Genomic DNA, 21,288 nt, shown 5'->3' with positions numbered 1-21,288 from the left:
TCTGAGTCAAGAGTACCAGACCGCTATGTTGAATTCAACTGTTCAGCTCATTTTCAGAACCTTCTATGTTACAGGTATGCCCGAATGTGACAAAATTGAAACAAAAAAGGAACAAGCCAGTTTTGGCGTTGTTCCTTTTGAGAAGTTTTATCTTAAAACCGTGCCGGGGACATCCTCCGCTTTCCGTGGCCGGGCGGTGAACCCGCCTGTGCTTCGCACATTCGGTTTCACCTGACCCTTTCCGCCACAGGAGTCTGCGGATGTCCCCGGCACTCAGTGTCTTGCAATCCACACTATTATTTTTTCGAAGTAATAAAAGTCATTTAACACAAAGAACTAAGATCATCATTATCATTGTCTCAAGAATGAATGATAGATAAAGAGACGATTAGTATTTTTTATTTCGTAATAAAAAGACTAATCTCTTGTTCTACTTATCTTTCATTTTGCGTTCGATGAATTTCCATGCTTCGTCTTTGCCGAGGCCGGTTTCTGAGGAGAACATGATGAGTTCGTCTCCCGGTTCGATTTCGAGTGTTTTTCTTGTGACGCTCAGGTGTTTTTGCCATTTGCCTTTAGGGATTTTATCCGCTTTTGTTGCGACGATCAGGCATGGAATTCCGAAGTGCTTTAGGAATTCGTACATCATGATGTCATCGTTTGTCGGCGGATGACGGAGGTCGACGATCATGATGACGGCTTTGAGCGGTTCTCTTCCTGTCATGTATGTTTCGATCATCTTGCCCCATGCAGCACGTTCAGTTTTTGAAACTTTGGCATAGCCGTAGCCCGGCACATCGACAAAATAGAGTGCTTCATTGAGAAGATAAAAGTTTAAAGTCTGGGTTTTACCCGGTTTTGATGAAATACGCGCCAGTGCTTTACGGTTAATCATCTTGTTGATAAATGATGATTTACCGACGTTAGAACGGCCAGCCAGAGCAAATTCCGGAAGTCCACCTTCCGGATACTGCTCTGGTTTCACCGCACTGATCACGATTTCTGATTGTGTAATTTTCATTTCGATTCACCTGCTAATGCCTTTTCTAATACTTCATCTACATGAGTAACGGGGATAAATGTTAATTCTTCACGGACACTTTCAGGAATATCGTCAATGTCACGCTCATTTTCTTTAGGAATAATAATGGTTGTCAGTCCAGCACGGTGTGCGCTGAGTGCTTTTTCCTTCAGACCTCCGATTGGCAGGACGCGGCCACGGAGTGTCACTTCCCCTGTCATCCCAACTTCACGTTTGATCGGACGATCCGTGAGAGCTGAAACAAGGGCTGTAACGATGGTAATGCCTGCTGAAGGACCGTCTTTTGGAACAGCGCCTTCCGGTACGTGAATATGAATGTCATGCTTTTCATGGAAATTCTCTTCAAGATGAAGCTGCTCTGCTTTAGAGCGGACAAATGAAAAGGCTGTTTGTGCAGATTCCTTCATCACATCTCCCAGTTTTCCGGTTAAGACGAGTTTTCCTTTACCAGGAGAGAGTGAAACTTCTATCTGAAGCGTGTCGCCGCCTACCGTTGTGTAAGCCAGTCCGGTTGCTACACCGATCTGATCCTCGGTTTCAGCCTGTCCATAACGGAATTTCTTTTTCCCGAGGTAATCAGAAAGACTCTTTGTGGTCACGACCACTTTTTTCTTTTCGCCGCTTACAACGATTTTCGCCGTTTTCCGGCAGATGGCTGCGAGCTGTCTTTCGAGACTACGTACACCAGCTTCTCTCGTGTAATAACGAACGATATCCTTGATCGCTTCATCTCTGATCTGAAGGTGGGATTTTGACAGCCCGTGCTCCTTCAACTGCTTAGGCAGCAGATGATTTTTGGCGATATTGATTTTTTCAATTTCGGTATAACCTGCGATCGTGATGATTTCCATCCGGTCACGCAATGGACCTGGAATCGTCGCCAGATTATTGGCTGTTGCAATAAACAGCACCTTTGAAAGGTCATACGGCTCTTCAATGAAATGATCACTGAACGTATTGTTCTGTTCAGGGTCCAGCACTTCAAGCATGGCAGAAGACGGATCTCCTCTGAAGTCATTGGACATTTTATCAATTTCATCGAGAAGGAAGACGGGATTAACAGTCGTTGCTTTTTTCATCCCCTGAATGATTCGTCCAGGCATTGCACCTACATACGTTCTTCTATGACCCCTGATTTCTGATTCATCACGGACACCGCCAAGTGATACTCTGACGAATTTCCGTCCAATGGATTCAGCAATTGAGCGGGCAAGGCTTGTCTTACCTACTCCAGGTGGTCCAGCGAGACATAAAATAGGACCCTTCAATGATTGTGTCATCTGCTGAACAGCCAGGTATTCGAGCACGCGTTCTTTCACTTTTTCAAGACCATAGTGGTCACGATCAAGAATTTTCTCAGCACGTTTGATGTCCAGGTCGTCATCTGTCGCATTCGTCCACGGAACGGTAATCAGCCATTCAAGATAGTTACGGATAACAGAGCTTTCTGCTGACGTGGCAGGTACTTTTTCGTATCTGTCCAGTTCTTTCATTGCGATTTTCTCAACAGATTCAGGCATCTCAGCTTTACGGATCCGCTTTGTCAGCTCTGAAATTTCACCTGTTTTCCCATCACGGTCACCAAGTTCCTTTTGGATCGCCTTCATCTGCTCACGAAGATAATATTCTTTTTGCGTGCGTTCCATAGACTTCTTCACACGCTGACCAATTTTCTTCTCCAGGCTGAGCACTTCTTTTTCATTGTTAATCGTTTCGATTAAACGGTTCAATCTTTGCTTGATATTAGTTGTATCAAGTACTTCCTGCTTCATTTTCAGCTTTAAAGGCAGGTGGGATGCAATGATATCAGCCAGTCTCCCCGGCTCTTCGATATCCAGAACAGTATTTAACGTTTCCTTGGAAATCTTTTTAGACAGAGAAATGTATTGTTCAAAGTAATCCGTCAGCGTTCTCATCAGCGCCTCAAGCTCTGGCGTTTTCTCCGGATCATCAGGTTTAGTTTCAATTTCTACAGTAAAAAACGGCTCTTTTTCTGAGTAAGAAGTAATAGCGGCACGCTCCAGCCCTTCAACAAGCACACGAATCGTGCCATTAGGAAGCTTAAGCATCTGCTTTACTTTTGTTAAAGTACCCATTTCAGCTAAATCATTTTCGTCCGGCTGATCGATCGCCATGTCTTTTTGAGTTGAAAGGAAAATCAGATGATCTTCCATCATTGCTTTTTCCAGTGCCGCAATGGATTTTTCTCTGCCGACGTCAATATGAAGAACCATCGAAGGATAAACGAGAAGTCCGCGCAAAGGAAGCAGTGGTAATGTGTATTGTTTTTTTTCAGTCATTGATAAGGCACCTCCATAACAGGCGATTCTGCCTGAAAAACTCAAGTAGTGTTACTTTACCCTTAATTGCATGTGACATCCGTCAAAACGTGTTTTCAGGAAGAAAAAAGCTGACTCGATAAGCAATTTAACGAGTCAGCTTTCGTATCTTAAGCGTCAGGCAGATGTTCGTTGTTCATCATCAGGCTCGAGTCTGGTTCCATCTTCAAGAATAAGAATCGGTCTCTCTGTCTGATCCACAGCCCCTTTAGTGATGATACATTTCTTAATATCTTCACGGGATGGAAGATCAAACATGACATCAAGCATCAGATTCTCAATAATGGAGCGAAGACCACGTGCGCCCGTTTTGCGCTCAATGGCTTTACGGGAAATTTCACGCAACGCTTCTTCTTCAAACTCAAGTTCAACATCATCCAGCTCAAGCATCTTCTGATACTGCTTAACAAGAGCATTTTTCGGCTGGGTTAAAATAGATACTAGCGCTTCTTCATCAAGCTGCTCAAGCGTTGCCGTTACAGGCAGACGTCCGATAAATTCAGGGATTAACCCGAATTTTAACAGGTCTTCCGGAACGAGCTTGGCAAGAAGTTCACGTTCAGTTACATCATCTTTACTGCCACCGGAACCAAATCCGATCACTTTCTGTCCAAGACGGCGTTTGATAATCTGATCGACTCCGTCAAAGGCACCGCCGACAATAAACAGAATGTTCGTCGTATCGATCTGAATAAATTCCTGATGCGGGTGCTTACGTCCACCCTGTGGCGGAACGCTCGCTGTTGTTCCTTCAAGGATTTTCAATAGCGCCTGCTGTACACCTTCACCTGAAACATCTCTTGTAATCGAAGGGTTTTCAGATTTACGTGCCACTTTATCGATTTCATCAATATAAATAATACCCTTTTCAGCGCGTTCCACATCATAGTCTGCAGCCTGGATCAGCTTCAGAAGAATGTTTTCCACATCTTCACCAACATAACCCGCTTCAGTCAGTGATGTCGCATCCGCAATCGCAAAAGGAACATTAAGAATTCTGGCCAGTGTCTGCGCTAGTAGTGTCTTACCGGAACCGGTTGGACCGATCAGGCAGATATTACTTTTCGCAAGTTCTACATCATCAACCTTGCTGTTGGATTTAATCCGTTTATAGTGGTTATAGACCGCAACAGAAAGGGACTTTTTAGCCCGTTCCTGACCAATGACGTAATCCCCTAGAATAGAAAGGATTTCCTTTGGCTTTGGAACGTCTTTAAATTCCACTTCTTCTTCTGTACCAAGCTCTTCTTCCACGATTTCTGTGCAAAGCTCAATACATTCATCACAAATATATACGCCAGGACCAGCTACAAGCTTTCGAACCTGTTCTTGAGTTTTTCCGCAAAAAGAACATTTCAGCTGTCCTTTTTCATCATTAAATTTGAACATTCCATTCACCCCTTTTTCAGTCTCATACCGCAGTATGACGCGCAGCCAGGATCTTTATCCGCAGGCCGCAGGAACTCCGTGACTGTCTGTAGCATGAATTGTACCACAGTGAAACCTAAGACGAAACTAACATGATTTCTTCAATATGCTGCCAAAAAACGAGTTATGTATAACAATTGTAGGTCTTATGTTATAAAACAAGGCACGATATGATCGCGCCTTGCTTCATCTCTATATACTATTATGCAACAGTTTTGCTGTTATCTACAAGAAAATCGATCGCTTTTTGTACGCGAAGGTCATTTTCAAGGATTTCAGTAGATCCACCAAGCGCTGCTTTGATCTGATCAACTGTCATATTGAACTGCTGTGTCATGCTTGAAAGCTCTTCGTTTACATCTTCTTCTGTAACCGTAATGTTCTCTTCGTTAGCAATCGCTTCAAGAACCAGGTTCACACGAACACGCTTTGCTGCGTCTTCTTTCATCTGGCCGCGAAGTGTTGCTTCATCCTGACCGCTGAACTGGAAGTAAAGCTCAAGGTTCATGCCCTGTGCACCAAGACGCTGTTCGAATTCCTGCATCATGCGATCAACTTCAGTGTCAACCATTGCGTCTGGAACGTCGATTTCTGCGTTGTCAGAAGCTTTTTCCACAAGTGTGTCACGAAGCTCTGTTTCAGCAGCATTTTTCTTGTCTTCTTCAAGACGCTTTTTCGTCTTTTCTTTCAGTTCTGCAAGTGTTTCCACTTCTTCGTCTGCATCTTTAGCAAACTCATCGTTAAGCTCCGGAAGTTCCTTTGCTTTGATTTCGTGGATTTTCACTTTAAATACTGCAGGCTTACCAGCAAGCTCCTCAGCGTGGTATTCTTCAGGGAACGTTACTTCAACATCCTTTTCTTCTCCAGCTGCAAGACCTACAAGCTGCTCTTCAAATCCAGGAATGAATGAACCTGAACCGATTTCAAGAGAGTAGTTATCTGCCTGACCGCCTTCAAACGCTTCGTCTCCTACGAAACCTTCAAAGTCAAGAACAACAGTATCGCCGTTTTCAACATTTCCTTCTTCTTTCACAACAAGCTCAGCCTGACGCTCCTGAAGTGCCTTCAGTTCAGCATCAACATCCTCATCCGTTACTTCAGTATCCATCTTTTCCACTTCTAAGCCTTTGTATTCACCAAGCTTTACTTCAGGCTTTACTGTTACTTTAGCAGTAAAGATCAGTTCTTTGCCTTTTTCGATCTGCTCAACATCGATTTCAGGACGATCCACTGGTGTAATACCCGTTTCTTCAACAGCTTTTGCATACGCTTCAGGAAGAATTTCATCTAAAGCATCCTGATAAAGAGATTCTACGCCGAAACGCTTTTCGAACATTTGACGAGGCATTTTCCCTTTACGGAAACCTGGTACGTTGATTTGCTTTACAACCTTTTTGAATGCAGCGTCTAATCCGCTGTTTACAGTAGCAGCGTCAACTTCAACCGTTAAAACTCCTACATTTCCTTCTTGCTTTTCCCATTTTGCTGACATAAATAATTCCCTCCAAAACATCTATTATTAAGTTAATGGTTTCATGTTTAACTCATGAAATCAATGATTCTTTGAATTTTGACATCAAGAATCCCATTATGCAACCATTTAATTATAACACAGGTTATACGTGTTTCAACCGCAAACCATTACAGGTCATTTTCTTTTTCAACAGACTGTATTTCCTGCTTCAGACCACTGTACGGATAACCGTTCCAGGCATCCTCAGCCCCGAGATATTCCTTCGCAAGACGAACATATCCTTCAGCGATTGCCTCCGGTTTCGTCTCTTTCCATAAAAGGGGATAGAGCAGGAAAATGTGTTTCTTCATGAGATCTATGGCAATATTGACGAGATGAGGCTCCTGTCCTTCCTCTTCAATCAACCGGATTGCACGATCAATCTGTTCCTGATCAAACGGATCAACGAGTTCAGATGGGCAAACCGAAATCTCAATTCCCCATTTACGGATAACCACTTCATCATTCACGGACTGTTCCCGCATAATGTTAAGCAGCATCGTTTTGATAAAGGGGTGTGTATCATCGTGTTCAGCTGCATCAATCAGATCCTGTTTGATCGGATGAATGTTTTGTCTTGATAAGGCAGCGAGCTGAATGGTCTGCTGTTCAAGTCCTTTTTCCAAATGAAAGGATTCGAACGATTTCTCCTCGCGTTCCGAATCATGCGCTTTTTTTTCACTGATGTTCATCAGGTGAGTAAAGCGTTCCGCACGCTCACCCGCAAGTGTTCCTTCATCAATTAAAGGCTGAATGAGTGATTTGATCTCATCATGTTTCCTTAACTGTATGAGATTCATTACAAGAAGCTCGAGAATTTCTTCGTATTCCCCGATCCCTTCCCGCAGCATCCGTTCACAAACTGATTTTGAATCCATCCATTGACGGTCTTCATAGTAGGCGACTGCAAGCGATGTGCAGACGGCCTGGTCATTCGGATCCAACTCAATTGCCTGTTCTAAAAGCTGTATAGCCTCTGTATGGTACTGCCCCTGCAAAAGCTCCAGCGCCTGCTCTACCAGACGTTCTTTTAAACCTGGAAACGGAATGACGTTTTCTTTAAATTTCGTTTGATCATCCATACCGGATCCACCTTCCGTGTCAATCTTATCTGTTCATTGAGTGTAGCACTGGGCAAAATAAAAATCCAGAAATGCGCTGAGTATAGGGGAGTTCGCTTGAAGGAGATGGGTTTATAAAGACCGGGCTGGACTCACCCTTCGCTTTCCGCGGCCGCGCGGTGAGCCGGCTAGTGCTCCGCACTACGCCGTCTCACCTGTCGCTTCTCTGCCGCAGGAGTCTACGGATGAGTCCAGCCCTCTGTGTAGATAATCTTCTTAAGGATTTTTCTTTTTTGATAAAGGGCTAATACATGGCCAGATCCCACAGGTAAATCCTTAAAAAATCATGTAAATCATATTATGTTCAGGATCTCGGTCAGTTTTGATATTGTGAAGTCGGGTTGTATGTTTTTTGCTGATGGTTTGTTTGTCCGGTTAATCCAGGCTGTTTTGATTCCAAGGTTCTGGGCACCGGCAATGTCACTTCTTAAGGAATCACCTATATGCAGAACCTCATCTGCTGACAAGTTATATTTCTTGAGCGCATAGTCAAACATTTCGGAGCGGGGTTTGTATGATTTAACATCTTCGCTTGTGATCACTTCTTCAAAGGGGAGGTGATGAAGAGAGATTGCTGATAAAATGTCTGCCCGGTCAATGTTTGAGAGGATGTAAACGGGAAGCTTATTTTGAAGACCTTCAATAAACTCGATTGCGTCAGTGAAGATCATTGGTTTCTGCCAATGCTCAAACATCCATTCACTCAGCGTAGTTTCATCTAAAGATGAATCAAAATGAGAGAGGGTACGTCTGAGTGATTGTGTTTCAAGATCTCTTTGTGTTTGAAAATCATCACCAAAACTTTGGATAAATGAATCAGAGAAATCTTTCCACCAATAACCTCCGATTTCAGAAGCAGTTGCGTCGGTATTCGAGCTTTCTTTTATCCGATTGCAAATATCCCTGATGATGACATCATCTTCATGTACGACAGTGCCGTAAAAATCTAAGAAAAGTGCTTTGATTTTCATTCCATCCACTCCTGACCTTCAAGTTGATTATGATCATACTATTACAAAAAACGCTGCCACAGGATTAACCGTGTGGCAGCGTTTTTGATCTTTATGTAACCCTGCATAGCAGGAGTTCGTGATGTTGTAATGGCGTCCCAGGAGAGATTCGAACTCCCGACCGCGTTGAAAACGAAGGCTTTCCGATAGCCCTGCTACGTAAGTTGAATCGGTCATTGATCGATCTGCCGATTATTTACGTATATCTTAGCATTTAGACTATAGGAAATCAACGAGTTTCTTCTATATAATATTTGCGTATTTTCATTATTAAGTTCCACAGTAAAATATCTTCAATAGAATTTACTTTTCTATTATCTGTTATTATTTAATTATAAAAATTACGGGGGTGGCTTATGAAACTAAATAAGTCCGTTAAAAACATATTAAAATCTTCAGACAAAATAAACTTCGTTTCCGATACAACTGATTTTTTCAATTTTTGCGAAAAAAACTTTATTGAGCATTTAACTATTGTCAGAACTCCATTAAATTTAATTGGGCAGAATTGTATAGTTTTTTTACAGACGCATTTATATAGAATAAAATTACTGGTAAAAGCTTATATTCACGGACTAAACGCAAACAATCCTGAAATTTCTGTTTTAGCTTTACGCGCGATTTTTGAAACAACAGGTTCATTAGCTTACATGCACAAAAAATATAATCAATATCTTGACGAAACAATTACAATGATCGATTTTGATCACGAATTAGAACGACTTTATTTAGGGGTAAAAAGTAAAAACGAAAAAACCATTGACTACCTTGATCCAATAAATGTTATGAAACTTATTGACTCATTGGACTCCTACATGAAAAAGTATAAAAATATTAAGACGGCTACATTCAGAATATCTTACGATGAATTATCAGAAAGAGTTCATCCGAACAGTTACAGTTATTACTTAGGGCACACTGTTTCTTTAGAAGAATATAAAATCAGTTTTACAAGAGATAAAGAAATTCACAATTTAGTGCATTTCCATCTTGAGGAATTTTGCATTGCGATTAAATTGTATATGGAAATTTACACAGACCTTAAAAAAAAGGTAGAAATTAACGAAGATATTCCATTTAAAGAGACTTTTCATTTCAAAAACTATTAGTTAATGGAAAATACTTTTAAACTATAATGATTTGGGAGGGGCCACGTTAGCCCCCGCCTGTTAACGCTTATTCTCCCGGCAACTCAAACGTTACTGAAACACCCTGTCCGTCTTTTAGTCCGATCATCCCTATGATCTTACCGTTTTGCTGTTTGATATATTCAGTAATCGTCTTTAATTCTTCCGTTGTCTCGGCTGTCCGATTATACACCGTCACTTTTTTCATCCGAACACCACACTAGCAACTTTCGGATCAGACGCTAACTTGTCCGCAATGTGCGCCTGCAACTCTGCGGTAAGCGTAATCTCTGCCGGTAGCTCAATCGTAAAGTCATCGGCAGCCTGCCCGTTTGCAACCATCGCCTTGACTACTTCTGTAACCGCCTTCTCGATGAAATGTACCGGATTAACCGTGGAAATTTCCGTATGGATGTCGCGTCCTTCTGCGTCCTTCGCTGTCATCGATCTGTACGCGTGCCCGTATCGCCCTTCGTGTTCCTTATACGTAATTGTGATTGTTTTCATTTATCATCGTCTCCCTTTTCGTTTGTGTGTGTTTATTTTAGTATCTCGTTGATCGGCGAGCTGCTTGAATATGCTTAAACGCAGGGTGCGTCATTTTCAGTGTGGTAAACGGCCTTTTCACACCGGTAATCTTCGCCTGCTTTAATTCTTCAAGTTGCGCCTGTTCCGGCGTCTGCAATCCACGCGAAAGAGTTCGGTATAGGTGCGTCACCTTTTGCTTGGCAAAGTCATCGGATAGATTCGGCATGATTTCCGCAAGCTGTTTGATGACTTCGGAAAACGCCGATTCTGATTCAAGCGTTTCAAGTCTCGATTCGTAAGCATTGATTGCGTCTAACACTTCCGCTTTATTCCCGGCAAAGGTTAACGCGGTTTTCAATTCCACACTCGCTTGCTTGATGAACTCACGATCCGTTGCAGATACGTAGTGTTGTGATCTCATTGCCACCTTTGTTTGATGCTCGATTGCCCCTTCGATCTGCTCACGGAACTCAATGTCGATCTCTTTCACTTTGCGTTCAAGCTCTCGGATTAACTCGCTGATTTCGTAATCCCGTGCGCCTGGTACGCTGTATGTCGGATGATCGCTCTCGTTAATCTTGTCGACTGCCTTGCGAAACTTCGTTACCTCTTGTTCTACCTGTCGCTGATACGTTTGTTTTAAATCCATCCGTCATTTCCCCTTTATCTCGTTTTATTGTTTGCATTGCCAATGAACGGCAACTCAACGTTAGTTGTTTTCAGCTCGATCGTAAGCCCATTCGAATTGCAGTAATACTGGGCGATTCTTTCAGCGTCATAGTACGCCGGTCGATCCGGTTGATCCGTTTGATATTTACACTCAAACAACCGTGAACTATCTACCCTCGACCGGATCACAATTTCAACGTTTCTGCCGTCCTTCTGTATGAGTACGGACACCTTTCCGACCATGTCCTCTATCTTTTCTTCGTACACCTTCATTTTTCTCGAACCTCCTTCGTGGTCGTGGCGGTTGCCACTCGAATGTCTGTCGGCGTAAATGCGTCAATGTATCGTCAGTTTCAATCAATTTGTATAGCCAATGCGCCCGGCGGTCGTGGTAAAACGCTTGCTCTCGGTTGCGCCGATCCCTTTTCATTCGTATCTTTTTAAACGTTAGTCGTGCTATCGTTGCCCTCTCCTATCTGCTCGTTTTCCAATTGTAAATCTGACGTTACCTCTCGTGTCCTGCCGGCGCATACGTTCATAAACGGTCAATAGCCGTGCTGCCATGATCCGATACTGCTCGGACACTTTCACTTTGTTCACCCGTTCTTCTAAATCTGTATAAGCGAAGTAGTGTGCGGTTCGTAGCGCGATTTGTTGCGTGCCGTCGTACTCTGCGTATGCAAGGATCAACCGGGCGTCCTCGGGTTTCACCTTTTGGTCAATCGCATAATCATGTTCGCGCATGGATCGTTCAATCCACGATTTACAATCCGTCATGTCAACCTTCGGGACACCTCTGAAACGTGTCAGCAACTGTTCAGCAAGCGTCTGTTTGTCCGTCATTCTGTCTCTCCCTTTCGTCTTTGAGCCGTTCAAACTCGGCTTGGTCGCTAAAAATGCGTGTTAACCCCTCGTCGATTAACGTCGGCCAGTCTTGCTCATACAGGTTGAACGTTGTCACATCGCTTGACTGCGACCATTCATAGTACTTTTCATAGCGTCCCTTCTCCGGCTTTCTTTCTGTTCTGACGTTTTTCAGCAACGGCAATCCCCCTTAGTTTTGCGACGGTTTCAACAGGCAGGAGATCGCTGATCGACGTCGTGAGTGGCTGAACCTTTCGTTTTGGCTTGCGTTTCTTCTTCAATATGGTCGCTCCTTTTCGCGGAATACTTTTTAGGGTTATTAGATCGCTCAGAATCACTTTTTTATAGCGAAAAAGGCGGTTATAACCCTGTTTTTACGAGTGGAATATTTACGGTAAGGTATTAGGTCTTGATGATCGTTTTTTGCGGATTAGTGGGGTTATAAACGAGGCCTAAATAATCGGATTTGATTCGTCTGTACATGGCCTTGAGCCATAATCACATCACCATTTTCATCAATTTCTGTTCGCTCGATGTCGGCGTACTCAAGTAGCTTGCGGATATGCACAGGGTATGTCGAATACACCCGCCAATATCCCTCGGAAGGCTCATAGCTGTACAATGTTTCTTGTTCTTCTCTTTTGTATGTCACGTCTTGTCACCGCCCTTCAATCGGGCAAGGACGGCGCAAGTCAACCGGTCCTGGTCAATGATCCTAACGATGATTTCATACTTTGGATCACTTTCGACTGCCTCGATGACTGCGGGTGATACGCTGTAGACTTCATTCAACGCTAACCGCCTCGACCTGCTGTGAGTAATATGCCTTAACATCCATCACGAGTTTTTCGTAAACTTCCGGCATTGTAATGCCTTGTCTATGCGCCAATCTCTCTAACAGCTTTCTATTTGAGTAAGGATCGCAGGACTGTAGCATGAACAATACCACCGGCAAACTACCCTTTCGTGAGTTACATGACCGGCAGGCTGCGACAACGTTCCCGATTTCATTCGAGCCTTTTCTGACCCGAGGGACAACGTGATCTATAGTTGCCTTTTCGTAGGGTAATTCACTTTGGCAATACGCACACGATCCCTCATTCAAAACAAATGCGATTTCATATGAAGTAACGTTACCGCGCGTCCCCACTTTTGATTGACTGTGTACTCGTTTAGCCCTTCCGATAGCCGACGCCCGGTATTCCGAGTTATATTCTTTTTGGCAAGACCGGCAGATCGTTTTTCTTCTGTCTGCGTTAGCTGACTGAATATTGAAATCGTCTAATCGTTTGACCTCGTTGCATTTACGGCAAGTTTTAAGCAAGGTAATCACGACCTTGTTCACATTCAAGTGCGCTCACTCTGCCGTTAATATCCTCTGTTCGGTCGTCGATCCTGTCGATCTTTGCCTCAAGCCTCATTAAAATTTCGATAATCTTCAAGTACGCTTGTTCTTCCATTACATCCCGTCCCCTTTTTAGTTTTATTCATTTATAATCCCGTGTAACTTTTTCTGTGTATCGCGTATTTCCTTCGCGACATAAGTCTTTCCGGTTGCCTCAATTTGAGCGAGGGCAAGCAGATAAATCGCCATAGTCAGCATTTTTGTTTCCATCCCATTAACTCCCTTCTATTAAAATGGTAGACTGTTTTGAACCATAGTTTCGCCAGGCAACGTGTATAGTCCGTCATTATCTGCGAACACTTGCCCCGATTTGACCAACTCAGACAAGCGTAAATGTTGAACCGGCACATCATCCCGATTCCACCTCACCTTAAAACCTTCATCTGCTGTATCTGCTTTGCTCACCGAAACATGTTCTGATAACATAAGCTGCTGTAATTCGCCCGCGCCCGTAAGATACCGTTTTGACTTGCCTGCATGCGATGGGTTGCCGGAATGGTAACTCATTTCCGATCACCGCCGAATAAGTCCGCGGTCTTTTTCATCTGTTCTATCCTTTCGATTCCGTATCTCTCTCGAACTTTCCTAGCAACTTCGTCGCTGACGTGCATTCGATCAGTCTCAATGAACGCGATCGTCTGCCTCGAAACACCGATTTCACTTGCGAACTGTTCCTGCGTAAGATTGTTTACCTTCCTAATTTGCTTTAGTAGTTCCGCATTCAACTCGCAGCCTCCCTCTTAATTAAAATTATTGTTTATCGTTGCTTATTAAAAAACGGCAGGCTTATCGGTTACCTGCTCATATATATTAAAAATGAATGTGTTTGCCGTAAGACTTCGCCCTGTTCGATTCCATTCTTAAACGATGATCGCCATACTTCTCTGTAAGGTAAGCGTCTATTTCTTCTCGACTTGATTTCTGCAAATAAATATTGCTAGGCTCCCGATCAACCTCGCGTTGCCCATACGTCACATAAACACTCGATTTCCCTGCGCCGGACTCGTCAACTTCCGATGTATTCTTCCGCCTGTTCCCGGTTCCGTCCGCATAGATTAAGTAATCAAGTTTTACTGCGTCCCCGATCGGTATTTCCACCGCACCATCACGCGCCCTCTTTTCGTGTAGTTGCTCAACCGTGAGTCCCTGTCGATCAGCCGTCGCTTGTTGGCGTTTGTCCCGGCGTCTTGCAGTGTCGTATCTGTTTTTACAGACGTCCGAACAGCACTTACGCTTATTCGCCCGGCTGTCCTCGAAGTAATAGTCACAATGTTGGCAACGCTTGATCCGCCTGTTGTCGCTAAAATCGATCTCCCCCGCCTGCGCCTGTTCAATGAACCTCTCGACTTCATCACGACTTAAACCCGCAGTCTGTCGGCGATAAAACTCCGTTACCTCTGCGCTGATCTCGACCTTTTTCAATTTCCCCATCATTATCGCTCCCTTTTTAATAGTTCGTAATACCTACATCGATTGCACGTTGAATAAACCGATTGTACGTTTTCGGTACTAATAACTTATTTATATCTATGAACACCCGTATTACTCTCCGTTAACAGCGTCTTTCCATCGGTTATCATACTCCCTTCGTTTAACAAACCGTCTGATCTCTGTTGTGTCGAGAAGCATTGTCGCTACATCAATAACCGAATGCTCCGGCAATGCTCGGAATGATTCTTCATCGGTTGCCGGTTCTTTTATCATCAGCCGGTACTTATTCGGTTTATAGCGTACCTGTCCGATTTCCTTAGACCTGGCACGATCAATCTCCCCTTTCCGGTGATACTCGATAAATCCGCAATCTACTAGCTTTTGAATAGCGGACTGAACCGTTTGCCTCGACTTAGTGCCGATCATTCTCATTGCTGTATTGATTGTCAGATAAAACACGTTGCCATATCGTTTAGAAGTAACTAACATTGCGTAAGCTAACTGTTTTTGTCGAAACGTACCGCAGTCCAATACCGCTAAAATCTCCGACTTATAAATCGTGACATGTCCGTTTGACTCTTTTATCGTGATGCCCTTGTCAAACACGTAGTCAACGAGCCTGTTCGCTTCATTGAGCCAGTGTTCCGGTGTGCTGCCCTCGCTAAAGTATTCACGAGGCGTTGCAAGTAATACGTCCATTATTACTGAAACCGTATCATCCCGTTCCCACCCCTGCGAGTTACCGAAACAAGCAAGCGTGAAAGTCGTCTTGTGCCTTGTTCCACTTTGCGTGAGCCTACCGGTTTCTATGATTCTTACTGCGTTGTGAAGTGCTTGCGATAAGTCCACTGCGTTGACCGATGTATCTGTGGACGTGGCTATGTGTTCAAACTCGGTAATCTGATCGTCTGTCAGTCCGAAGTCGATTTCTGTAACAACGCTTGCCGGCATAGGCTCCACGCTTAACAGATAATCAAAGGATTCAATCGGCTCTAGCGTGAAATTATCTACGAACCAACACCGGTTGCCTGTACGTTGGTGAACACCTAGCGGTAGCTTTACACCTTGCGTCCAGGTTGCGCGGAACTCAATCTGACCGTTAGGAATTGACCCAACACTCACCATGACCTCACGATAAAACCGTTGTAACTCGGTAACTAGCACTCTTTCATCGAAAAACAGGTCAACGTGATACCCCTTGCTACCTGACAAACTGACGTGAATATCGGAACGGCTTACGTTGTATTCGTTTGCTAACACATCTACTAATTTCAACGTTGCCCAACGTGACATCGCCTCGTCAGGCACATCGACATCAAACGTCATAAACTTGTTAAAGTGACCGCCGGAAAAGATACCGTAAGTCAGATCGCCATTTAGGTGAGTTTGCAACAAACCATCGTTCAGCTTTACAACCCTGTTCCCCGGGTTATACGTTAAGGTGACGTATCTATCCGGGAATTGAACGAGATATTTCGAGCGTGTCTGAATGTAGAGTTCATTAAATTTTTTAATTAGCTGTTTATTCGGCTGTGTCATATTCACTTGCTCCCTTGAAGCTGATACGCTGTTAGTTTATTCTCCAAGCCCTCACTGTTTCTAAAAACAAACACGAGCTTGCCCGGCCTGCGGTGTGACGGCTGAATATCGATTAACTCGTGATCCTCAGCAATCAATTCCTTTGCCACACGTAAACTTAAAATACACTTGTACTTTTCCATTTGATCGCTCCCTTTTAAAAGTGTACGTTTTCGGTACTAATAACTTATTTATATATATGAGACTCGTTATCTCCGTTGTTTCCGTAACGCCCCTTTCGAATGTCCCCCGTCATATTACGCCTCCCCTTTCGTTGTATCCATAATAAATTGCTCGACCTTGTTGACGTAATCGTCTCCAAAAGCCTGGCGGACTTTCGTTGCGGTTGTCCGGGTGATCGACTTCCTGCCCTGCTCGATGTGATTTACTAGCTGTCGGCTAACCCCGATTTCCATTGCAAACTCTGTAGCGGTCATATCGGATAGCCTGCGAATTGTGCGGAATGTTTTTAGCGTCATCTGCGTCACCTCCTTTCGTTGAACTTGTGATACATGCGATACCACTTGCATAAATAAAAAGCACCGTCACTTACTAGAACCAATCTCGTCCCCATTTTTGGGACAACGAATAAGCCCACGCGAGTGTGCGTGAGCCTGCGGAAAATACCCCTTCGAATAATAGTGGGACTAATGCCTCGATGTGTAACGGCGAAACCGAATATTTTTTACCTCTCAATTAATAGTGCTTCTAACTCCTTAATCTACAACGGTGAAACCGCGTTTGTAATGAAAACGTAACATAACCCGCGATATTTACACCCTCGACTTGATCTCGTCCAGGATTAAACGTAGCTGTTCGTCAGTATATTCGAACTGTCGCGCGATGTCCCCTTTCGTGTGCCCCCGAGTTATGAAATTTTATCGGAAATTTTCGCACATTCGGCAGGCCCGCCCGTGCCGATACGCCCCCCGGGGGTATCCGATTTCCCTGGCAGGCATGCGCTGCCTTTCGCCTGTCCATACAACCCCTCGCATTACCCCGAATCAACCCGATCCCTTTCGCCTGGCATTCCCTATTAATTAACGTTGGGATACCGTTGTGATCCGTTGTGTGCCCGTGTGATTGTGTATATGTCCGTCTATACTCGATCCCTTGTCGAGTGTGTTTCGGTGTATTCGTATACCTGCGAGTGTCTGCGTCCCATTGCAGGTGTCTACTATCGTATATGTACTATCGAATATAGACGTTTGGATCGACTGCCCTCTGTTGGTAGCCGGTGAATAGACGGTTATTTTATCAAGCGGAATGTAATCTAACAGTTGTTTTCATACATTCAAAATAACGAAATAGCAACGGTTGACCGTTGACACCATTTCTAATGTACGGTATTATTCAAATAATCATAAAAACATTACATTCGAAAAGGGGTAATAACGGTGAATGAAAAAACGGTGATTAATGTTCAGCCGTTGCGTACTGCCGGCGAAATTGCAGAATTTCGGGAGGCTATTCGAGTATCGTCGAGATCCGGGCAAGCTGATCGGAATTTGCTACTATTCAATATCGCAATCAACACGGGCCTGCGTATAGGGGACATTGTAAAGCTACGAGTGGAACAAGTGCGAGGGAGATCATCTATCGTGGTATCTGAGGGCAAGACGATTAAGAAAAGAACGGTTCATCTGAGCGCTATCATGGCCGATATTGCCGATTATATCGACGACTTACCAGGAGCTACCGAGTGGTTGTTTCCGAGTAGAAAAGGCGACGGACATATCACAACTACGCAAGCCTATCGTATCTATGCGAAGGCTGCCGACTACATCGGGCGCGACGACATCGGTACTCATACAGGACGCAAGACATTCGGCTATCACTACTATCAGCGGACGAAAGACGTTGCAACGCTTATGGAGATATTCAATCACGCGAACTACACGGAGACAAAGAGATATATCGGAATACGGGACGATGAGATTGCGGATAGCCTACGAGATTTCAAACTATAATCGAAGTTACAAGCGGGGGTGATCGCACATACCCCTGCTTTTTCGTGAGTAGACGGGTAGACCCCCGAGGTTTGACGAGTGTAAGCGTCGTGAACGTGATACCCGATAGATATACGGTATCTCCACGCACCCCTCAACGCCCATTTTGTCGCCTCTCGATGACTCGCACAATGACCGGATAAAACGGGTGTATATCGCAAATACACCGTGTTTCTTCTTATAAGTTATATATACAAGTTTGATAAGCGGAGAAACCGGATGATTTTCGATACGACATTTTCGCTGTCGCACGGGTACGGACGGAAATGAATCGGCACATTAAATCGAGTGACAAATATTCATTTTCCGGAAACCTTATTTTTTGATAGACTCAACGTAAGGGCACGCGAGGCCAGTATCCGCCCCATATTTCGCCGAGTGCTTTCCGTTGTTTAGTAGATAAGCTATAATTAACGCAAGGGCAAGCGATAGGACAAATCGTCTGTTTTTCGGTGGCTTGTACGATTGTTGCATTTTCACACCGAAAACGGCACGATCGTAACACTCTGCGGTATCTTTGATACACGGCACGGTATGTTTGTTACACGAGGCTATTTGAAATTCGGGTAGTGTAGGCGTACAATTTTATTATAAGAAAGGGGGATAGGCTCAAGAACGATTTCATTTAATATAACGAGAATTTTCGAAGATATGTAATTTACACTTCCCAATACTTACGAAATCTATCGTATAGATGTCTGACAAAATCTTTTAATTGACCAGATAATCCATATATGGTATTTAGGCAGAAAATAAAATCACAATATGTTGTGTATTTGTTTGAAATTCGGGTAATGGCAGGGTAAACTGTAAATAAGGTGTGAACAACTCTCCTGCGTGCTAGGAGGTGAAATAATGATAGAAACTTTGCGATTAATTTCGGAGATAATTACGGGGATCGGAGACATAATGGAGTCAACAAGTCTTCTCCTTCCAATGCTGTTAGAACACACGAAAAAAGACGACTCTCCCGCCAAGAAGAAGTCGTCATAAAACCATTTTCAGTTTTTAATTTTATTTTTAATTTTATAAATCTCTAAGTTCATTGTATTAAATCTTCTACAAAAAGTACAGTATTTTAGCGCAAATGTTCACACCGAAATCGACCGCCTTTATGGTGGTCTTTTTTTGTCCGAAAATAACGATCAGTTTTCGATCCACTCGAACAGTCCGTTTACACACTGATCCTGCCGTCTGATCGCTGCCAACGTAGCATTCTGAACTGACGCATATAATAACGCCTCAAACGATTTCTTTAGCTTGCCCATTTTCCACGCAAATATACAACGCTCAATCACGTTGATATACTCAACAGGATCGTCCTCAAAACGAACGGCTCGACAAATAGACGCCTTTGCACGAAGCATGACGCCGTAATAACTGTAGACTTCGCTCGCTGATCCAAAATAACGTGTGATCGTATCATAAATAGCTTGCGGAATAAAATCACGTAAAACTGAAGCCGGCACTTCGTTGCTTGTTGTGTCTGCCATGTCTGCCGTGTTTACAGTGTCTAATACGTTGTTTTTAAGATTAATAGAATCAGCGGTTTCATTTTCGGATTTCATCGACTTATGCGTTGGTACAGGCGGGTTGTCAGCTAGCTCACGCGTGGACACGTGCGGTTGGACACAATAAATAGTCGCACCCTGACCGCCGGACTTTGGGCGAAACTGAACGTGCTTAACTATTGCTCCTGCGTCCACAAGAGCAGTCAACGCACGATAGATCGTTTTAGTTGATACGTCTAAGGCTTCCGCGATCGTAGACGCCTTCAAGTGCGCTGCCCCCGGATACTTAACCGCATAATTAGATACGAGCCATAACACACGGAATTGTGTCGCTGTTAAGTCATTGCGGTATAGATCGATGTGATGATTCAATTCTTGAACGCTATTGAACGTTTGATATTCGGATAAGTAATACGTCATCTTATACGGCTCCTTTTCGAGCCACCACAAACAGAACGTATGTTCGATAAAATGAACAAATGGGCAGAATTTGCAAACTGCCGGATTTTTTGCTAAGATGATTTTTACGGGTGTCATCGTTGCTTTATGCCAGCAGCGGTGGCTTTTTTTTATGTTCTTTTTTAGTTACGTTGCTGTCGTGCTTGCTCGGTTTCTTCAATCAGTCGTAAGAGATCAGCACGGTTGACGGTTACGGTCGGGTTAGTGTCGGCTGTTTCGTTTACTTCTTCGATTAGTCGCTGTAAGTGATCCACGTTTATCCCTCGCTTTCCCTATAGAAATTTCCGTAGACTTTCGGCCACTTCTTCTTTATCTAAATGCAAATAGCGCGTTGTAACTTCGATATTGCTATGCCCTAACGCTTTGGAGATCAATGCAATGTTCGCCCCTTTGCGTAACAGGTTTTTCGCAAACCCCCTTCTGATTGCGTGAGGATTGAGATTTTTCAGACCGTACATTTTCGAGTACATTTTCAATCGCTTAGTTAATATGTTGTTGGTCGGCGTTGAGAATATAGATCCGCCGTTAATCGTCATAAACAAGTAATCGCCCTGTAAGTTCCGAGCAGCACGCATTTTATCGTTTTGCTCCATGAGGACAGTCAGAAATCGCTTTAAGACGTCATCAAACGGCAGGTAAAGCGAATCGTGATTTTTGATTAAGCTGCCATCGACTTGAAGTAGTTGCTCGATCAGTTTGACATGCTTATGTCGTAACTTTGCGACTGTTCCAACGCGCAATCCCGTTTGATACATTACAAGGACTGCCGTGGCGTCTCGTAGCTCAACAAACTTGTTTAAATCGAGCATGGATAGTAAGACGGTTATTTCTCGATCAGCTACACCCTCTTTGACGGGCGTGTCGACCTTTATACGGATGTTTGTCCAAAACTTAGACTCTAGCCACCCCGCGTCAAAGCAACGGCTTAGAAACGCTTTTATGCACTTTAAACGGGTAAGTTTCGTTTGATTGCTTACGTTCATTGAAGATAGCCAATCGTAAATATGATTAGCGTTGAGTTCTCGGAGTAGTTTAACGCCCGTAACTTTGGCAAAGTGAGTGACGTGTCGATCATAGTCATCAATCGTTCGCTCACGTAGTCCGGCAGCCTGCATTTGTCGCAGTACAATGCCCAACGCCTTTTCAACGGTCATTAATTGAGGTAAAGGCTCGAAGATGTCGTTTAAGTTGGTGGTAACGTGTAATTCCGGTTTTCTTTTCGTCATAACGCAAAAAAAGCCCCCTAACCATCGT

24 protein-coding genes and 1 pseudogene are annotated in these 21,288 nt (G+C 43.8%); 2 read left to right on the top strand and 23 right to left on the bottom strand.

What is annotated here, in order from left to right:
- Positions 1-430: 430 nt before the first annotated feature.
- From yihA to H7968_RS13880, 6 genes are all read right to left on the bottom strand, one after another.
- Positions 431-1,021: a ribosome biogenesis GTP-binding protein YihA/YsxC gene (gene yihA, locus H7968_RS13905; RefSeq protein ID WP_227396715.1), complete on the bottom strand. Its 591-nt coding sequence runs from the start codon at positions 1,019-1,021 to the stop codon at positions 431-433.
- On the bottom strand, positions 1,018-3,342 hold the full coding sequence (lon, locus tag H7968_RS13900) for an endopeptidase La (protein ID WP_227396714.1): 2,325 nt from the start codon (positions 3,340-3,342) through the stop codon (positions 1,018-1,020). Before lon ends, yihA begins: the two co-directional genes overlap by 4 nt.
- 156 nt (positions 3,343-3,498) lie before the next feature.
- Positions 3,499-4,770 carry an ATP-dependent protease ATP-binding subunit ClpX gene (gene clpX, locus H7968_RS13895; protein ID WP_134376778.1) on the bottom strand — a complete coding sequence of 424 codons (1,272 nt, stop codon included), beginning with the start codon at positions 4,768-4,770 and terminating at the stop codon, positions 3,499-3,501.
- A gap of 241 nt (positions 4,771-5,011) precedes the next feature.
- Positions 5,012-6,301 carry a trigger factor gene (gene tig / locus H7968_RS13890; protein ID WP_227396713.1) on the bottom strand — a complete coding sequence of 430 codons (1,290 nt, stop codon included), beginning with the start codon at positions 6,299-6,301 and terminating at the stop codon, positions 5,012-5,014.
- A 149-nt stretch (positions 6,302-6,450) separates the two neighbouring features.
- Positions 6,451-7,404, bottom strand: coding sequence for a tetratricopeptide repeat protein (locus H7968_RS13885; RefSeq protein ID WP_227396712.1), 954 nt, complete (start codon positions 7,402-7,404; stop codon positions 6,451-6,453).
- Between the two features lie 332 nt (positions 7,405-7,736).
- Entirely contained in the window at positions 7,737-8,414 is a 678-nt protein-coding gene (locus H7968_RS13880) for an HAD family hydrolase (protein ID WP_227396711.1), read from the bottom strand.
- Between the two features lie 395 nt (positions 8,415-8,809).
- Here H7968_RS13880 and H7968_RS13875 point away from each other — a divergent pair, with 395 nt between their 5' ends.
- Positions 8,810-9,562, top strand: coding sequence for a hypothetical protein (locus H7968_RS13875; protein WP_227396710.1), 753 nt, complete (start codon positions 8,810-8,812; stop codon positions 9,560-9,562).
- Between the two features lie 67 nt (positions 9,563-9,629).
- Here the strand turns inward: H7968_RS13875 and H7968_RS13870 are convergent, their stop codons facing one another.
- From H7968_RS13870 to H7968_RS13805, 15 genes and pseudogenes are all read right to left on the bottom strand, one after another.
- On the bottom strand, positions 9,630-9,788 hold the full coding sequence (locus tag H7968_RS13870; RefSeq protein ID WP_227396709.1) for a hypothetical protein: 159 nt from the start codon (positions 9,786-9,788) through the stop codon (positions 9,630-9,632).
- Positions 9,785-10,087: a hypothetical protein gene (locus H7968_RS13865; protein ID WP_227396708.1), complete on the bottom strand. Its 303-nt coding sequence runs from the start codon at positions 10,085-10,087 to the stop codon at positions 9,785-9,787. Before H7968_RS13865 ends, H7968_RS13870 begins: the two co-directional genes overlap by 4 nt.
- Positions 10,088-10,124: 37 nt before the next feature.
- On the bottom strand, positions 10,125-10,757 hold the full coding sequence (locus H7968_RS13860) for a hypothetical protein (protein ID WP_227396707.1): 633 nt from the start codon (positions 10,755-10,757) through the stop codon (positions 10,125-10,127).
- Positions 10,758-10,771: 14 nt separating this feature from the next.
- Entirely contained in the window at positions 10,772-11,050 is a 279-nt protein-coding gene (locus H7968_RS13855; protein ID WP_227396706.1) for a hypothetical protein, read from the bottom strand.
- A gap of 183 nt (positions 11,051-11,233) precedes the next feature.
- A complete protein-coding gene (locus H7968_RS13850) occupies positions 11,234-11,620 on the bottom strand; it encodes a hypothetical protein (protein ID WP_227396705.1) in 387 nt (128 codons plus the stop codon).
- A gap of 149 nt (positions 11,621-11,769) precedes the next feature.
- Positions 11,770-11,922 carry a hypothetical protein gene (locus H7968_RS13845; RefSeq protein WP_227396704.1) on the bottom strand — a complete coding sequence of 51 codons (153 nt, stop codon included), beginning with the start codon at positions 11,920-11,922 and terminating at the stop codon, positions 11,770-11,772.
- Between the two features lie 503 nt (positions 11,923-12,425).
- A complete protein-coding gene (locus H7968_RS13840; RefSeq protein ID WP_227396828.1) occupies positions 12,426-12,578 on the bottom strand; it encodes a hypothetical protein in 153 nt (50 codons plus the stop codon).
- Between the two features lie 30 nt (positions 12,579-12,608).
- Positions 12,609-12,791 (bottom strand): annotated as a pseudogene (locus tag H7968_RS18185) (HNH endonuclease); the annotation flags it as partial.
- Between the two features lie 166 nt (positions 12,792-12,957).
- Positions 12,958-13,101 carry a hypothetical protein gene (locus tag H7968_RS13830; RefSeq protein WP_227396703.1) on the bottom strand — a complete coding sequence of 48 codons (144 nt, stop codon included), beginning with the start codon at positions 13,099-13,101 and terminating at the stop codon, positions 12,958-12,960.
- A gap of 23 nt (positions 13,102-13,124) precedes the next feature.
- Entirely contained in the window at positions 13,125-13,256 is a 132-nt protein-coding gene (locus tag H7968_RS18050) for a hypothetical protein (RefSeq protein ID WP_264476744.1), read from the bottom strand.
- Between the two features lie 293 nt (positions 13,257-13,549).
- Positions 13,550-13,771 (bottom strand): helix-turn-helix transcriptional regulator, encoded by a 222-nt coding sequence (locus H7968_RS18180; protein ID WP_227396702.1) that lies wholly within the window; start codon positions 13,769-13,771, stop codon positions 13,550-13,552.
- An 85-nt stretch (positions 13,772-13,856) separates the two neighbouring features.
- Positions 13,857-14,477, bottom strand: a complete 621-nt coding sequence (locus tag H7968_RS13820; protein WP_227396701.1) for a hypothetical protein — start codon at positions 14,475-14,477, stop codon at positions 13,857-13,859.
- A gap of 111 nt (positions 14,478-14,588) precedes the next feature.
- Positions 14,589-16,016 carry a TOTE conflict system archaeo-eukaryotic primase domain-containing protein gene (locus tag H7968_RS13815; protein WP_227396700.1) on the bottom strand — a complete coding sequence of 476 codons (1,428 nt, stop codon included), beginning with the start codon at positions 16,014-16,016 and terminating at the stop codon, positions 14,589-14,591.
- Positions 16,017-16,018: 2 nt separating this feature from the next.
- Positions 16,019-16,198 (bottom strand): hypothetical protein, encoded by a 180-nt coding sequence (locus H7968_RS13810; RefSeq protein ID WP_227396699.1) that lies wholly within the window; start codon positions 16,196-16,198, stop codon positions 16,019-16,021.
- A gap of 114 nt (positions 16,199-16,312) precedes the next feature.
- Entirely contained in the window at positions 16,313-16,534 is a 222-nt protein-coding gene (locus tag H7968_RS13805) for a helix-turn-helix transcriptional regulator (protein ID WP_227396698.1), read from the bottom strand.
- Positions 16,535-17,452: 918 nt separating this feature from the next.
- On the opposite strand from H7968_RS13805, the gene H7968_RS13800 reads away from it, so the two are divergent.
- Positions 17,453-18,025 (top strand): tyrosine-type recombinase/integrase, encoded by a 573-nt coding sequence (locus H7968_RS13800; protein ID WP_227396697.1) that lies wholly within the window; start codon positions 17,453-17,455, stop codon positions 18,023-18,025.
- A 1,184-nt stretch (positions 18,026-19,209) separates the two neighbouring features.
- On the opposite strand, the gene H7968_RS13795 is transcribed toward H7968_RS13800, so the two are convergent.
- Positions 19,210-19,995, bottom strand: a complete 786-nt coding sequence (locus H7968_RS13795) for a helix-turn-helix domain-containing protein (protein WP_227396696.1) — start codon at positions 19,993-19,995, stop codon at positions 19,210-19,212.
- Positions 19,996-20,306: 311 nt separating this feature from the next.
- Positions 20,307-21,260 (bottom strand): tyrosine-type recombinase/integrase, encoded by a 954-nt coding sequence (locus tag H7968_RS13790; protein ID WP_227396695.1) that lies wholly within the window; start codon positions 21,258-21,260, stop codon positions 20,307-20,309.
- Positions 21,261-21,288 lie beyond the last annotated feature (28 nt).

It is taken from the genome of Jeotgalibacillus aurantiacus (genome assembly GCF_020595125.1).
Classification (GTDB): domain Bacteria; phylum Bacillota; class Bacilli; order Bacillales; family Jeotgalibacillaceae; genus Jeotgalibacillus; species Jeotgalibacillus aurantiacus.
Note: the sequence above shows the minus strand (reverse complement) of the source record. Positions and strands in the feature narration are given on the sequence as shown.